10 protein-coding genes and 1 riboswitch are annotated in these 15543 nt (G+C 65.6%); of the genes, 2 read left to right on the top strand and 8 right to left on the bottom strand.

The window, feature by feature from the left end:
- The first annotated feature begins 174 nt into the window (after positions 1-174).
- Positions 175-939, top strand: a complete 765-nt coding sequence (gene msrA / locus ACOYYX_RS00420; protein ID WP_422927963.1) for a peptide-methionine (S)-S-oxide reductase MsrA — start codon at positions 175-177, stop codon at positions 937-939.
- A gap of 118 nt (positions 940-1057) precedes the next feature.
- Here the strand turns inward: msrA and ACOYYX_RS00415 are convergent, their stop codons facing one another.
- The 4 genes from ACOYYX_RS00415 to ACOYYX_RS00400 all read right to left on the bottom strand — a co-directional run bounded on the left by ACOYYX_RS00415 (position 1058) and on the right by ACOYYX_RS00400 (position 7694).
- A complete protein-coding gene (locus ACOYYX_RS00415; protein ID WP_422927962.1) occupies positions 1058-2389 on the bottom strand; it encodes an RNA polymerase sigma factor in 1332 nt (443 codons plus the stop codon).
- 509 nt (positions 2390-2898) lie between these two features.
- Entirely contained in the window at positions 2899-4398 is a 1500-nt protein-coding gene (locus ACOYYX_RS00410; protein WP_422927961.1) for a hypothetical protein, read from the bottom strand.
- A 267-nt stretch (positions 4399-4665) separates the two neighbouring features.
- Positions 4666-6099, bottom strand: a complete 1434-nt coding sequence (locus ACOYYX_RS00405; protein ID WP_422927960.1) for a DUF1501 domain-containing protein — start codon at positions 6097-6099, stop codon at positions 4666-4668.
- A gap of 893 nt (positions 6100-6992) precedes the next feature.
- Positions 6993-7694 (bottom strand): SDR family oxidoreductase, encoded by a 702-nt coding sequence (locus ACOYYX_RS00400; protein WP_422927959.1) that lies wholly within the window; start codon positions 7692-7694, stop codon positions 6993-6995.
- Between the two features lie 197 nt (positions 7695-7891).
- On the opposite strand from ACOYYX_RS00400, the gene ACOYYX_RS00395 reads away from it, so the two are divergent.
- Complete coding sequence (locus ACOYYX_RS00395) at positions 7892-10642, top strand: bifunctional acetate--CoA ligase family protein/GNAT family N-acetyltransferase (RefSeq protein ID WP_422927958.1); 2751 nt, start codon at positions 7892-7894, stop codon at positions 10640-10642.
- Between the two features lie 282 nt (positions 10643-10924).
- Here ACOYYX_RS00395 and ACOYYX_RS00390 read toward each other — a convergent pair whose 3' ends face one another.
- From ACOYYX_RS00390 to ACOYYX_RS00375, 4 genes are all read right to left on the bottom strand, one after another.
- Positions 10925-11380, bottom strand: coding sequence for a hypothetical protein (locus ACOYYX_RS00390; protein WP_422927957.1), 456 nt, complete (start codon positions 11378-11380; stop codon positions 10925-10927).
- 356 nt (positions 11381-11736) lie between these two features.
- Positions 11737-12855, bottom strand: coding sequence for a hypothetical protein (locus ACOYYX_RS00385; protein WP_422927956.1), 1119 nt, complete (start codon positions 12853-12855; stop codon positions 11737-11739).
- A gap of 225 nt (positions 12856-13080) precedes the next feature.
- On the bottom strand, positions 13081-13821 hold the full coding sequence (locus ACOYYX_RS00380) for a universal stress protein (RefSeq protein WP_422927955.1): 741 nt from the start codon (positions 13819-13821) through the stop codon (positions 13081-13083).
- A 164-nt stretch (positions 13822-13985) separates the two neighbouring features.
- A riboswitch (cyclic di-AMP (ydaO/yuaA leader) is annotated at positions 13986-14129 on the bottom strand.
- Between the two features lie 142 nt (positions 14130-14271).
- Positions 14272-15333: a ferrochelatase gene (locus ACOYYX_RS00375; RefSeq protein ID WP_422927954.1), complete on the bottom strand. Its 1062-nt coding sequence runs from the start codon at positions 15331-15333 to the stop codon at positions 14272-14274.
- Positions 15334-15543 lie beyond the last annotated feature (210 nt).

The raw sequence follows: 15543 nt of genomic DNA, 5'->3' as shown, positions 1-15543 counted from the left end.
GCCTGCCCCTCCCCGGGCACGATCGGCGATCCCCCGTCGGCTCTTTTCTCGTCGTGGCGAGGACGCTTTCTCGCATACGATCTGGAGATGTGTGGACGCTTTCGATGGATCTTCTTTCGGGGCCCAAGGGTCTCGGCCAAGGGGCGTGGTTCGTAACTTTCGAGGGGTCGTGCCATGAGGCTTCGTTCGCTGCTGGTCATGCCCTGGGTTGCGGCAGTCCTGATCGTGGCGGGGGCCGTGGGGGCTCAGGAGCCCGCCGGGTCGCCGAAGACGTCAAATACTGGTGAGAATCCGTCGCAGGCGTCGGAGCCGGGAGACGCCTCGGAGAAGTCGACGACGCCCGCCAAGGAGATGGAGAAGGAGAAGGCCGACGAGGGGGAGGGCAAGTCGGAGAAGGATAAGGAGGCCAAGCCCAAGAAGGCCAAGGTCGAGCGGGCCACCTTCGCCGGGGGCTGCTTCTGGTCGATCGAGGCGATCTTCGAACGCATCCCGGGGGTCAAGTCGGCCGTCTCGGGGTTCGCCGGCGGCGTCGTGCCGAGTCCGGATTATGACACCGTCTGCACGGGCGAGACCGGGCACGCGGAGTCCGTCCGGGTCACCTATGATCCCGACGTCGTCTCGTATGAAGACCTGCTCGAGGTTTTCTGGGCGGCGCACGACCCGACGACGCTGAATGCTCAGGGGGAAGACTTCGGCACGCAGTATCGCTCGGTGATCTTCTTCCACAGCGAAGAGCAGCGGAAGGCCGCCCTGAAGTCTTACAGGCAGTTGACCGACGCCGGCGTCTTCGGCCGGCCCATCGTCACCGACCTCGTCCCCATGAACGCGTTCTACCCCGCCGAACGCTATCACCAGGACTACTACCGCAACCACCGCACCAACGAATACTGCCAGAGGGTGATCGCCCCCAAGCTCCGGAAGCTCAAGCTGATCAAGTGATTAGACTTTGCTTTAGCGGTTAACGACGATGAGCCGGCGGCCCTCCCCTTCCCGATCGCGGGAGGGAGACGATCGCCGGCTCGCCCTGTTTCGAACGCCCTTGGATCCGAAGCTTCGCTCAGGAGCCCTTGGTGCGGAAGACGAGGAAGTATGGGACGGCCGAGCGGGCGTCCTCGTCCTTGAAGTTGCCGAATTTCGCCGTGTTCAGCCAGAGGGAATAGGTCGTGTTCGGCTCGAGCTTGACGGGCAGGATGCAGGTGCGCTGGCCTTTCTCATAATGGATCTTCCCCACGATCTCGGGGAAGGTCTTCTCGGTGTGCCGCACGACGGACCAACTCCCATCCATCATCGTCTTGCTGAAGGTGAGCTTGATCTCCTTCAGGGTCGGGTCGACCTCCTCCGATCCCGCGGCCGGGACCGTCTTGACCACGAAGGGCGGGAAGGAGTTGAAGGCCTCGCTGGTCTTCGACTCGGTCGCGCCCTCCGCCTTGGGGGCGAGCGCCAACTCCACGACCTTGGGGGCGGGAGTGGGAGCGGGCGTCGAAATGGTCGTTGCCGGAGGTGTCGGGGGTGTTCGCGGTGCCGAGGTCTTCGGGCCAGCGAAGGCGGCGATTGCCAGGGAGGGGAGGCAAAGGGTTGCCGAGGCGAGGCCGAGTTTCTTGAGGGTCATGATCCGGGAAACTCCGTCGACAAGGGTGGCGACGCGGGCCGAGACGACCTCGGCCGACGCCCGGCCCGCCGCCATTCGCACGGCGGCCAGGGCCGTCGAGAGGGAGAGCGAATCGAGGCCGGCAGCCGGCAACGACGCCGAGGCCATCGCCAGGCCCGAAGCCCCAGGCGCGAGCCCGCGACGCTCGAGGCGGGAGCGGAGCAGGTCCCTGCCCCTCGCCAGGCGGCTGCGGACGGTCCCGACCGGGCAGGACATCCGGGCGGCGGCTTCCTCGTGGGTGAGTCCTTCGAGGTAACAGAGGATCAACGGGATGCGATATCGCCCGGGTAACCGGCCCAACTCCTCGTCGATCAAGGGTTTGAGGCCCTCGTCGGCTTCCGTCGATCGGCAAGGGGATTCGGGTAGCTCGCCGTTGGTCCGCTCGCGGGATCGCTGACGCAGGGCGACGACTCGGGCTCGACGCGCGACCCTCACGCTCACGCCGTGGAGCCAGGGGGCCAGCGACGTCTCCACCGTGACCGAGCCTGCGCGGCGGGCGAGGACGAGGAAGGCCGCCTGGAAGGCATCTCCGGCGTCGGCGGGGTCGCGGAGGGCCCTGAGGCAGATGCCCCAGACCATCGGCCCGTGCCGGTCGACCAGGGCTGCGAAAGCGGACTCGGCCGCAGCCTTGTCGCCCCGGTCCAGGAAACGGTCCAGCAGCTGCCGGTCCGTATGGACGGATGCTGTCCCCCGCGCGAACAGGGACTCGAGATTTCGATGGGCGGGGCCCGGGTTCGCCATCGAGGCTTATCCCTCCATCCTCTGTCGCCGCAGTGCCGCCTCAGCCATCGTACCGTCCCACTCGCCCAAGTCCTCGGGGGCGGATCGAAGATCGGCGAGGCGTTCAGGAGACCTATGCACCTCGATGTCCCGACCAATCCCGAAATTTCCCGGAATGCGGCCGGAATCTCCGGGGTTCCTCCGTCGGGTGTCGAGACTTTGCTCTTGGACGCGACTTCGATGCGCGCAATTCCCTAGAAATCCGCAATCCCGGGGATTGCGATTTCGATGGGAATCGGTGTGAGGCCCGGTCAACCCGTCGAGATCGGGGTTGCGATCGCCGTCGCTTCACGAGCAAGGGCCAGGGACGGCCATGCCGCTCGGTGGAGACGATGGGCTCTGGCGATTTGGGGCGGACGACTGGCAGATCAAGCCGCGTGAAGGCTCGGTCCGGATCACCGCGAATCACGGCCAACGAGACATGCTTTCGGGGCGGACGGACGACTCGATGTCGAAAGGGATGACAGGAATCAGTCCGTCCTCACGGGTTTGATCAGCCCTCGTCGCAATGCCTCGCCGATCTGCGCCGGGCCGTAGCCACGCTCGACCATCAGGCAGGGTATCCCTTGCTGTTCGCAGAGGGGGCGTAGCCGCTCCGGGACGTGATGGCCTATGAAGCTCTTGAGGATCAGGACGAGGTCCATGCCCCGGTTGCGTACCCTCTGCTCGAGCGAGTCGAGCATGGCCGGCTTGGCATCCTCGTAGGGCTCCCAGTCGAGCCGGTCGAACTCGAAGAGCCGCTGGAGGGTCCTGCGGACATCCTCGCGGACGCTGCCCCCGATCATCAGGGTACGCATGCCCTGGGTCGCCGAGATCAGGTCTTCGTAGCGGACCTGAAGTGTCTCGTCATCCTTGGACTCCCCCTGGCGGATCCGGTCGAGGTTCCGACGCAGGGCGCGGAGGCCGTTGCCGCCGGAGATCAACTCGCGATAGGGCATGACGAGTTCGAGGATGCGCTGGTCGGATGCGCCCAGGCCGTTGACGACGAGCTTGAGCTGGGCGAGGAACTCCTCGACCCCTTCATCCGGGAGCGAGGTCCTGGCCATGAGGGCCTTGAGCTCCTCGAAGGCCGCCTCGCCCGTCACCCGCATCTGGTGCTGGCGTTCCTGGTCCCGGGCCTGCTGCTCTAACCGCTGCTGTTCCCAATCTTTAGAGCGACGGGCGGTTTCCGTGGCCTGGACGAGCTGGTCCTGCGCCTCGGCGACGTAGACGGGCCAGTCGGTGTGGAAGTCGTGGCGGAAGGCCTCGATATAACCCGGCTCGTACTGTTTAGATAAGGTCTTGAGCTGGTGGAAGACGCGCTGGGCGAGCGCCTGGTTCTCTTCGGAGATCTCGCCGTCGTTGATGGCCTGATGCATCCGGAATCGGCCGATCCAGATCTTCAACTGGGCGTATTGCTCGAGCTTCGTGAGCACTCCGAAGTAATTCACGCTGGCCTCGACCTCGCGGGCCAGGGCCTGGAACTGTCCGCCAGGGAAATGGATCTCGGCATCCCAGAGCAGGCGGTCTTCCGCGGTGAAGTTGTCGGAAAGCTGGGGCTGGAGCCTGTCAAGCTCTCGACGAAGCTGCTGGTAATGATCCATGGCCGCGCGTAGCTCGCGCCTGGCCTCATCCGACTCCTTGCCGACGGCCTCGAGCTCGGCCTGGGCCTCCCGGCGCTTGCGGTCGATCTCGATCTGGGCGTTGGAGATCAGGGCCTCGGCGTCGGCGTCCGAGTCGAGCGACGACTTGAACTGCGCGAGCTTGCGGATCAGGTCCTTGAGGTGGAGCTCATCGGCGTCGACTTGTTCGAGTTCGCGGAGCCGGGCGGGGCGGACCTCGCGGAGTCTCTGTGCGGCGCTACGCGCGCGGAGTTCGGCGGAGCGGAAGAGCTCGGCGGCCTGCTGAGTCTCGGCCCCTAGCTTCTTCGCTCGGGTCTTGGCTTCGGCTTGCCGAACGAGCTCGGCAAGGCGCTCTAAGGATGGCGTCATGTGGGTCAATCTCTTCCTCTGATTACTTTATCCGAATCCGTGGAGCTGGGGGACGACTCTTCAGGACGACTCGATCTACCCTCGGGTTCTTTGGCTCAAGGTTATCCTTCGGAAGGGTCGATGACAGTGGCCTGGCCCTCCGAGGTGGGCCCTTTTTTTGTCATGAACGCTAGGACTCGATCGCTCGGCCTGTGTCGGAGGCAAAAACCTACCCCGGAAGACGTTGCGGAGTCGGTCCTACCCCTCGACACGCTTGCAATCAACGACTCAACCGAGCAGCCCCCAGATCGGTGTCCCGAGACAGAGACGAAGGGGCCGACCGAGCGGGTCGGGTAGCTCCACGGCCGGGTCGACGCCGAGGAGGTGATACACGGTCGCGGCGATATCCGCCGGAGTGACGGGATCGATTGCGGGGTGGGCCGCCCAGCGATCGGAGGCGCCGAAGACGGTGCCACCGCGGATGCCCGCGCCCGCGAGTACGGTTGAAAAGCAATGCGGCCAGTGGTCGCGACCATCGCGCCCAGCGCCCGCCCCTCCTACCACTCCCTGCCCGACACGAGGGGTCCGCCCGAACTCCCCCGTCCAGACTATCAGCGTCTCGTCGAGCAGGCCCTTGGCGTCCAGGTCGTCGAGCAGGGCCGAAAAGGCCTGGTCGCTCGGCGGCATGAGGCGCGTCTTCAGATCGATGAAATTGCGATTATGCGTGTCCCAGTACACACTGACGTTTGTCAATCCGTCATTCTGCCAGAAGACGGTCACGAGCGGGACACCGGCCTCGACGAGCCGTCTGGATTGCAATACGGCCTGGCCGTGAGGATGGGACCCGTAACGTGCTCGGATTCTGGGATCTTCTCGGGCCAGGTCGAAGGCTTCGAGCGTACGCCTGGCGGTCAATAAGTTATAGGCGCGCGAACGATGAGTATCTAGCGCCTGGACCTGGGCACTCGCGTCGAGGTACCTCGCCTGAGCCTGGACGGCCTGGAGCAACCGACGCCTGGCGTCGAATCTCCCCGGGCCGACATCCTCGGGCAAGGAGAAGGCCGCGACGCGGTAGTCGGGGCGGTTCGGATCGTCGTCGATCGTGAACGGGTTGAGCGCCGGGCCGAGCCAGCCGGCCCCCTGCCCGTGGCTCTGCTCCACGAAGCGAGGGGCGCCTTCCGGGACGGTCGGCCGGAGTTGCACGAACGGCGGCAGCGGCGATCGCTCTCGGCCTTTGTTCAGCCGGGCGAGTACGGCTCCATAATGCGGCCAATCGTCCTCCATCAGGCCACCCCCGGCCACGGGGATGGACCGGCCTGTCAGTAACTCATGCGTCGCGGTCGTGTGATTCACGTCGGCGTGATGCACGGAGCGGACGATCGCCAGGCGATGGGCCTGCCTGGCCAGCATCGGGAAGTGCTCCGAGATGGAGACCCCCGGCACATTCGTGGCGATGGGTCGAAACTCTCCGCGTACCTCCGCAGGCGCCTCGGGTTTGAGGTCCCAGGTCTCCTGCTGTGCGGGGCCTCCCCACATGAACAGGATGATGCATGCTTTGGCCTTCCCGAACGTCGAGGCCGTCGGCGCGGCGGAACGCGCCCGGGACTCGAGCAAGGTTGGCAGGCCGAATCCGAATAACCCCAGGCCCCCGGCGCGGAGGAACTCGCGGCGGGATGAATCCCAAGGCGTTCGTCTCGTCCTAAGGCCTTCTGCTGTATGCATGACCGAAAGCACTCGAAACCTTCACTTTTCGGAGATTTATCATACCTCGACCCCCGAAAAAAGGAACAGGGAGAGTGTGCCCGCAAGATTTCTTAAATTTCCGTTCGACCAGAGGTTGGGAAAAAGCAACCCTCAGCAAAAAGCGACCTCCGAACTCGTTAAAATCGAAGGCATGTGCATCTTAAACCTGAATTTAAATGAACCAAGTTCGCATTCTGCCGATGGGTACTTTGGGCCGGCAATTGGCAGTGCGGCCGAGCTTCTGCGAAACTCTTCGCTCGAGGCCACCTCCTGGATGCAATTTCAAATCGTTATGCAAAGTCGATTCCTTTCGGTCAATATTTCGCCGCCGGCGAATTATCTATCATCGCTTGAGTGACACTTGGAATTCTATGTTACCGCTTAAAGCCTTGGAGTGAAATCAATTGGGGGACGATCCCGGATGGGGCACGTGCATGTTTCGGGTGGACAATTTTCGTCCGCCCGGGCGCTAACGAGTGGATCGGCGATGGTGAGAACATGGGAAGGGGTCGACACCTCGTTGCCAACTTTGTCGCCCCTCGACATCACGTCTGTCGTTTTGTCACGTTGCCGTGTAGAGGGGGCCTCGCCTCGGCCTTCGGCTCGGGTTGAGGGGTGAGATGACGTCACTTCCTCCAGGCGAACTCCGCTCAACTCGAGCCATCTGGCGTCTCAAATCATCGAGTTTTATGGCGGACATCGGTGAATCGAGCATGAATGGCTCGCTATGCGGCTTTTGAAAGCCAGGGATCCCGCGGAAACCTGGCCTCGATCACCAAAGCCGAAGTATGCGCCGGAGACGAATTCGCGGCCTCGGACGACGTCCAAATGAAGCGAGGACGGTTTGAGCCCGCACGATCCTGGAGGAATCTTCAATGTCCCGGGACGGTGAGCGGCTTGCCGTTATCCTTGGGCCCGATCTGGAGCAGGAAGGGGACGGCCGACTCCGCCCATTCGCTGGCGTCGGGGAAGCCCGAGGCCCGGCCGCCGAAGGTGGATCGGAGCATGTCGGTGTCGATGATGCCCGGGTTCAAGGGGACAGCAATTAGCCCCTTGGGAAGTTCCTGCGCCAGGGCCCGGGTCAGGCCCTCGATGCCCCACTTGGTGGCACAGTAGGGGGCGACCTCCGGGGAGGTCGATCGGCCCCAGCCCGAGCTGAGGTTGACGACGACCCCGCTCCCCCGCCCGATCATCGCCGGCAGGAAGCTTCGGATCACGTTGGCGACCCCCTTGAGGTTCACGTCGATGACCCGGTCGAAGTCCTCGGCCGAGACCTCCCATAAGGGCGCGTTGGGATTGATGAGTGCCGCGTTGTTGATCAGGAGGTCGGGGGGCCCGTGTCGGGCGAGGATGCCCCTGGCCCAGGCCTCGACCTGCCCCGCGTCGACGACGTCGACGACCTCGAAGTTGGCGGCGGGGCTCGGTTCGAGGCGGAGTTCCTCGATGGCCTCGGCGGAACGCCCGCAGCCGATGACCTCGTGGCCGAGCTTGCCGAATCCGGAGACGAGGGCTCGGCCGAGCCCTCGGGTGGCCCCGGTGATGACGATCCGCTTGCCCTTGGCGCCGCTGCCCATGCTCAGCTTCTCCGGTCACGATTCTTCACGATGTCGATGGTCGGGGGTCGGCCCGCCAATGTAGTCGGCCTCGGGGGGGAAGGCCAGGCGTCGGGGTCTCTTGTTGCAATGCCGCCCCGGCCGTGAAACACTGGCGCCGGGCCTCGGCACGAAGGACATAAGGGGCCGACCGCCCGCGAGAGTCATCGAGGAGGAAGATGATGGATGGGGATCCCAAGGGCGTCGGTGCCGGCCTGGCGCACGACGTCTTGCATGCGGAACGCAAGCCGCTCGACGCGATCTTCTCCCCCAGGACCGTCGCCGTCATCGGCGCGACCGAGAAGCCGGGGAGCGTCGGGCGCACGATCCTGTGGAACCTCATCTCGAACCCGTTCGGCGGGACCGTCTTCCCCGTCAATCCGACCCGGCCCAACGTGCTCGGGATCAAGGCGTACAAGCGGGTCGCGGATGTCCCCGAGCCGGTCGACCTGGCGATCATCGTGACTCCGGCGGCGACGGTGCCGGACGTGATCGGCGAGTGCGCGGAGGTCGGGGTCCGCGGGGCGATCGTGATCTCGGCCGGGTTCAAGGAGGTCGGCACGGCCGGGGCCGACCTCGAGCGCAGGGTGCTCGAGCAGGCGAGGAAGGGGCGGATGCGCCTGATCGGCCCCAACTGCCTGGGGGTGATGCGCCCCCTCGGCGGCCTCAACGCGACGTTCGCCGGCCGGATGGCCCTGCCGGGGACCGTCGGCTTCCTCAGCCAGAGCGGCGCCCTCTGCACGGCGATCCTCGACTGGAGCCTGCGCGAGCACGTCGGCTTCAGCGCCTTCGTGTCGATCGGCTCGATGCTCGACGTCGGCTGGGGCGACCTGATCGACTACCTCGGCGACGACCCCCGCACCAAGTGCATCGTGATCTACATGGAGACGGTCGGCGACGCCCGGTCGTTCCTCTCGGCCGCACGCGAGGTCGCGCTCACGAAGCCGATCATCGCGATCAAGGCGGGCCGGACCGAGGCCGCGGCCAAGGCCGCCGCGTCGCACACCGGCTCGCTCGCGGGGAGCGACGAGGTCCTCGACGCCGCCTTCAGGCGCTGCGGGGTGCTCCGGGTGGACACGATCTCCGAGGTCTTCTACATGGCGGAAGTCCTCGCCAAGCAGCCGAGGCCCAAGGGGTCTCGCCTGACGATTGTGACCAACGCGGGAGGCCCGGGGGTGCTCGCGACCGACGCCCTGATCCGCCGAGGGGGCTCGCTCGCCGAGCTGGCGCCCGAGACCGTCGGCACCCTCAACACCTTCCTGCCCGACGCCTGGAGCCACTCGAACCCGATCGACGTCCTCGGCGACGCCGACGCCGGGCGCTACGCCAAGACGCTCGAGGCCGTGGCCAAGGATCCCAACAGCGACGGCCTGCTCGTGATCCTCACCCCCCAGGCGATGAGCGAGCCGACGCAGACGGCCGAGCAACTCCGCCCGTTCGCCAGGATCGAGGGGAAGCCGGTCCTCGCGAGCTGGATGGGGGGGGCCGACGTCGCGGCCGGCGAGATGATCCTGAATCAGGCAGGGATCCCGACCTTCCCCTACCCCGACACCGGGGCGAGGGTCTTCCAGACCATGTGGCGCTCGGCCTACAACCTCAAGGGGCTCTACGAGACCCCCACCCTGCCCGACGACTCCGAGGACGTCGTCGAGGCGAGGTCTCGGGTCGATGCCCTCGGCTCGGCCGTGCGCCAGTCGGGCCGGACGATTCTGACCGAATTCGAATCCAAGCAAATCCTCGCGCTCTACGGGATCCCGACCGTTCCCACCCGCGTCGCCCACACCGAGGACGAGGCCGTTGCGGCGGCCGAGGAAATCGGCTACCCGGCGGTGCTGAAGCTCTTCTCGGAGTCGGTCACGCACAAGACCGACGTCGGCGGCGTGCAGCTCAACCTCACCGACGCCGACTCGATCCGGCGCGCCTATCGGGCCATCGACCTCTCGGTGCTCGAGCACGCCGGACCCGGCCATTTCCAGGGGGTGACGATCCAGCCGATGATCCGCAGGGACGGCTACGAGCTGATCGTCGGCAGCAGCCTCGACTCCCAGTTCGGCCCGGTCTTACTCTTCGGCACCGGGGGCCAGCTCGTCGAGGTCTTCCGCGACCGGGCGTTGGCCCTGCCGCCGCTGACGACCACGCTCGCGCGCCGGATGATGGAGCAGACCCGGATCTTCGAAGCCCTGCGGGGCGTGCGCGGCCGCAAGCCGGTCGACGTCCCGGCGCTCGAGCAGCTCCTCGTCAGGTTCAGCCGGCTCGTCGTCGAGCAGCCCTGGATCCGGGAGATGGACATCAACCCCCTGCTCGCCTCGCCCGAAGGCCTGCTTGCGCTTGACGCCCGGGTCATCGCCCACGACATCTCGGTCCCCGAGAGCGAGTGGTCCAGGCCTGCGATCCGCCCCTATCCCATCCAGTACGTCTCCCCCTGGGTCGCGAAGGACGGCGCACACGTCTTGATCCGGCCGATCCGACCCGAGGACGAGCTGCTCCTGATCCGGTTCCACGAGACCCTCTCGGAGCGGAGCGTGGCCTTCCGCTACTTCCACGCGATGAAGCTCAGCTCCAGGACCTCGCACGACCGCCTGACCCGCATCTGCTTCAACGACTACGACCGCGAGATGGCGCTCGTGGCCGACGGCAAGGACCCGGCGACGGGGACGAACGCGATCCTCGGCGTCGGCCGCCTGAGCAAGCTCCACGGCCAGGACGAGGCCGAGTTCGCCATGCTCGTCTCCGACGGCTTCCAGGGGCGTGGGCTCGGCTCCGAGTTCCTCCGCCGCCTGATCCAGATCGGCCGCGACGAGAAGCTTTCCCGGATCTCGGCCGACATCCTCCCCGAGAACCGGGAGATGCAGGCCGTCTGCCGCAAGCTCGGATTCCACCTCGCCCACGAGCCCGGCGATGGCGTCGTCAAGGCGGTCATCGAGCTTTGACAGCCCGTTAGAATATTGCCCCCGCATGAATGAGGACGTTCGCGCACACCTGCGACAGCGGGGCATGCGTCGGAGCCGGCTGCGAGGCCTGGAAGACGTGAGCAAGCGTTATACGATCGCGGCTGCGGCCCACGACCTGGCCCAGAGCCTTCGCCTGCTCACCGGGATAGGCAAGCCGAGGGCCCTGCAGGGCTCAGGAGGGGCCTCGGCGCACAGTCTACTCCTCATCAATGGGAATGATGACATCCCTCATGCTCGGGATCGCGCCACCGGAACTCGCGGCTATTTCAACGGGCTATTTGGCGCGATCTCTTTGCTCATGGAAAGAATTGTGACAGAGCGGATCTTTGAAGCCGGGATCGCGACGGCGGGGTTCTTTGCCCCGGGAGCAGGCCTCCCGATACCGACGTTGCGGAACATGCGATTAGCAAACGGAAGCTTCGAAGCGATCGGAACGCCGATTTCGCGACGCGACTCGTGTACCTTGAGGCGGATGCCCTTGTCATCCGCCCCGATGACGGTCCCTTCGAGTGTCGTCACGACCGAACGCTGTGCGGTGGGAGGTCGTTCATCAACCTCGATCTTGCAGGAAGTTCCGGGCTGTAGAATCGCCGGGCTGGCGATGATTTTGATCGGCCTCGGTTTCGATTCATCCGTCTCTTCCGGAGATCCAATGACCGACGACGCAACCAACAGGGAGAGGGACGACACAACTGCCAACTTAAGGCGGCTTTTCATCTCTGAATGAACTCCATGCCGGCCTACCGAGCGGCCTTCACGAAGGCGAGTGCCGCCCATACCGCGCCGGAGTTCTAGCAAAGCCGAGGGATTATGTCCATCCAACCCGTGCGCCCGCGGGAACTACCCTACGAGGGATTAAGGATAGCACTGCCAGGTGATCGGTATAGTTATAACGAAGTTTCAGCCTGATGCTTCGTCGGCTCGAGTCGTCGGGCGATGAGGCCGCGTTCCATCCTTCCAAGACCGTCGGTCGCCTGATGTCCCGAATAGCTTCGCACTACTTATGGGACAAAGCTCGGGAGGGGCTGCGGATTGAGGCTCGCAACCCTCCCGAGGTCGGTCGATGGGTCAGGTCACTTCGTCAGCTTCCAGCCCGAGGTGTCGGCGGTCAGGCCTTTGTGGCCTTTGTACTGGTCGTAGACCTCGTTCATCTCTTCGACCGTGTCGAAGTAGCCCACGATGTGTGCCGCGCTGAAGGTTTCGCCGACCTTGACGGGCTTGCCGTGGACCTCCTCGATCATGACGATGATCCCGCCGGGCCGCATGCTGCACCAGGCCTCGTAGACGACGTCCGGGTCGAGGGTCAGGCCGGCGAGCCAGGGGCCGGCCTTGCCGGTCTTGGGGTCGCGGAGGTGGTAGGCGCGGATGAATCGTTCCGGGGTCCGGTTCAGGTCGCGGCGGTAGCCGTACTTGAGGTCGGGGGGGAACGGCGTGAAGAACTCGCTGGAGGGGATGTGCAGGCCCTTGGGGCCGCTCAGGTAGCTGAGATACATCTCGCTGAACGTGTCCCCCTTCTCATGCCGGACGCAGCCGGGGGTGTCGTTGCGGAGGAACATCTCGTCCGACGCGTTCACGCTCTCGACTCGGTCCATCAGGATGAAGTACCTCTTGCCTTGCGGGAAGACGACGAGCTGGGTCCACTTCGAGCCGGGCTTGCGGCCGGGGGCGGCGTACTCGAAGTGATAGGTCGTCTTCACGGCGACGAAGTCCTTGCCGCGGATGATCTCGGGCTTCACCTCCTTCATCCGGTGGCAGAGCTGCGGCCCCTCGACCATCCGCTTGCGATGGCTGGTGCCGTGCGACATCATCGTGTAGGCCCGACGCTCGGGGTCGGTCTCGTTCTCGTACCAGCTATAGCGGCCGACGCCGTTGCCGTCGGGGGCGAAGACCTCCTTCGCCCATTCGGCGTCGCTCCCGGCCTCCATCAGCCAGTCGACGACCATCAGGCCGTCGCCGACCTCGCGGAACCCTGTCTCCTTATCGAGGAACGAGCCCTTCTCGATCCCGGTCATCCAGTGCTTCGGGCTCGACTTGGGGATGACGGCCTCGAGCTTGTCCGTCTCGATCTTGATGGCGCGAGCGTCCTCGGTCGCGTCCGCGAGCCCTGCCGCGCCCGCCGACTGCAGCGGGGCCGATCCTGCGACGAGCCATCCCAACGCCGTCGGGATGAAGAGAGCCTTGAAGATTCGCATAAGGGGGGCCTCGAGGAAGGTGGGTCTGACGAACATGGTGGTGTTGTCACGACCGACCATAGCGGAACGGTCCGCCCGTTGCCAGCACGAGGATAGGCCCCACGCCCTCATGATCTGCGAGGACGATTCACGGGTCTCGTAAATTTTAAGTAATCATCTCGGCGAATATTTATTTTTGGCCCTTGGAGGTGGATTGATCTCCAACTTTCAAGGATGCCCGGACGGTCAGGCGGCGTGGATCAGGAGGCTGACGCGCTCGGGGAGCTGCATCATGACGGACTGGATCTGGTCGCCGGCGAGGGCCCGGTAGAGGATGTTGCGGCGCGTGGCTTCCATCAGGAGGACGTCCGCCTCAAGGGTCCGGGCGACTTCGAGGATGGTGCCGGGAATGTCGCGGGCGGTCCGGTACTGGACGCGGAGGGCGATGCCGGCTTCGGCCGCCTCGAGGGCGATCCGATCGATGATCTCGCCGGCCCGCTTGTCCTCGGCCAGGGTCGGCAGGGCGTTCGGGCCCATCGGGGTATAGGCGATCGGCCGCAGGAAGAGGACGATCAACTCGGCGTGCCGCTCCTGGCATTCGCGGAGCGCGAACGCGATCAGGCTCGGCCTGTCGCCGCTGATCGGGACCAGGACACGCGCCTTGATGGCGACCGGGATCGGCGCGGGGGCGGGCTCCGTCTCGCTGAGCAGGCTGCCGCGGAGCTGCTTGGGTTTCGCACGGCGCGGGAGGGAGCGTCGGGGGCGTTCGCGGGCCGTGAAGGCGGAGCTCGCCGCCGTGCGAAGACGCTTCGGCCCTTCCTTCTTCGGCAGGAACCCCTTGAGGACGGGGCGGAGCGATTCGGCCAGGAACTCGAGTCCCATGAAGAGGACGCTCGTGATCCAGTCGAGCATCCCGGAGAGGAACAAGGCGATCATGCCGACCGCCGCAAACGTCACGACCGTCCAGAGACGCTGTGGGAACCGCATCGGAGCAAATACCCGGCTCGTCCCAACGCTGAGATCGGGCCCGGGGGCGATGGGCCGGACGGACCCTCCCCGCTGCGAGTCGCAAAGGGGAAGGACCAGGGGACGTTGCGGGGACCGATCTCTCGAGATCGGGTCGCGCCAACTGCGGGACGGCAGCCGGCGCGTGGTCTACTCCTCGGACGCCTGCGAGGTTAGCTGACGGGCTCGGGGCCGAAGGTGCCCCGTCGCGCCTTATTCGACGCGATTCGCCCCAAAAAGTTGGGTCCCCCGCTCTCCCGGCCCCCCGGGAGACTCGGCGATCTATCAGCAACGTCCCTTCTCAACCAAGAATGATTCCAACGCCGCGAAGACTCTTCGTCAAGAGAGTGGTCGCCGGGCGTATGACGATTGCAACGTCGTCATCCGGGATATCGCGCGCAAACGATACGCGAGGAAGAGATAAGGCGGAGTTCACGTCGCCGATGGCCGCGCGGCCGGGCGAGGCGGGGGCAGGCAGCAGTCGACCGGGCAGACGTCGTGGTTGGCGCCGAACATCCCGATCGCCCGGCGCACCGCCGTCCCCCGGAACCGCTCCTCGATCAACTCGCCGAGCATGGAGACGAAGGCCGGGTGGGTGCCGACCGTCCCCGCCCTGACCATGTTCAGGCCTATCTCGGCGCAGGCTTTTTGAGCCTCGTCGTCGAGGTCGTAGAGGACCTCCATGTGGTCGGAGAGGAACCCGACCGGGTGGACGACGACATCCTCGACCCCTTCCTGGCGGAGCTGGCGGAGGTGGTCGACGATGTCGGGCTCGAGCCAGGGGTCGGTCGGCCGCCCGCTCCGGCTCTGGTAGACGAGGCGGCAGTTCTCCGGCTCCGCGCCGACGGCCTCGGCGATCAACTGGCAGGTCTCGGTGAGCTGCGCCTCGTACCGGCAGTTCGCCGCCATCGAGCTGGGGATGCTATGCGCCGTGAAGGCCAGGCGGGTCGCCTCACGACGCTCGGCCGGGATCTGGGCGAGGGCGTCGCGGACCCGGTCGGCGTTGGCGGCGATGAAGTCCGGGTGGTTGTAGAAGACGCGGATCTTGTCGATCGGCGGGGCCGGGCCGCCCACGGATTCCTGGGCCCGCGCGACGTCCTCGCGATACTGCCGGCAGCTCGAATAGGAACTGTACGCCGCCAGGACGAGGCCGAGCCCACGCTTGACGCCGTCGGCGGTCATCTTCGCCAACGTGTCGGCGAGCAGCGGGTTCCAGTTGCGGTTGCCCCAGTAGATGGGGACGTCCAGGCCGCGCCGTTTCAACTCGGGCTCGAGCGCGGCGATCAACTCCCGGACCTGGCCGTTGATCGGGCTGACGCCGCCGAAGTGGTAGTAGTGCTCGGCGACCTCGAGCATCCGCTCTCGCGGCACGTTCCGGCCTCGGAGGACGTTCTCCAGGAACGGGATCACGTCGTCGCGATGCTCGGGACCCCCAAAGCCGACCACGAGGACGGCGTCGTAAGACTTCGGCATTTCCGGTTCTGCTGTGCCCATGCGTCGGGAGTCCCTGGCCATTGGCGGGTGGAGGCCGACCCCTGCCCCATCCGGGCGGACGGACGATGGGATCGGCCTGCGATATTCTACAGCTGCGGGCCACCCGCCTTGAAGCCGAGCTCTCCCTGCGAATGCGAGGCCATCGAACGCGGCGTCATGCATCGGGAGTATAAATTGGATAAGTTGTGAAATGTATGAATGTGGAAACGA

This window comes from Singulisphaera chitinilytica, from assembly GCF_049331405.1.
In the GTDB taxonomy this organism is placed as follows: Bacteria; Planctomycetota; Planctomycetia; order Isosphaerales; family Isosphaeraceae; genus PoT.
Note: the sequence above shows the minus strand (reverse complement) of the source record. Positions and strands in the feature narration are given on the sequence as shown.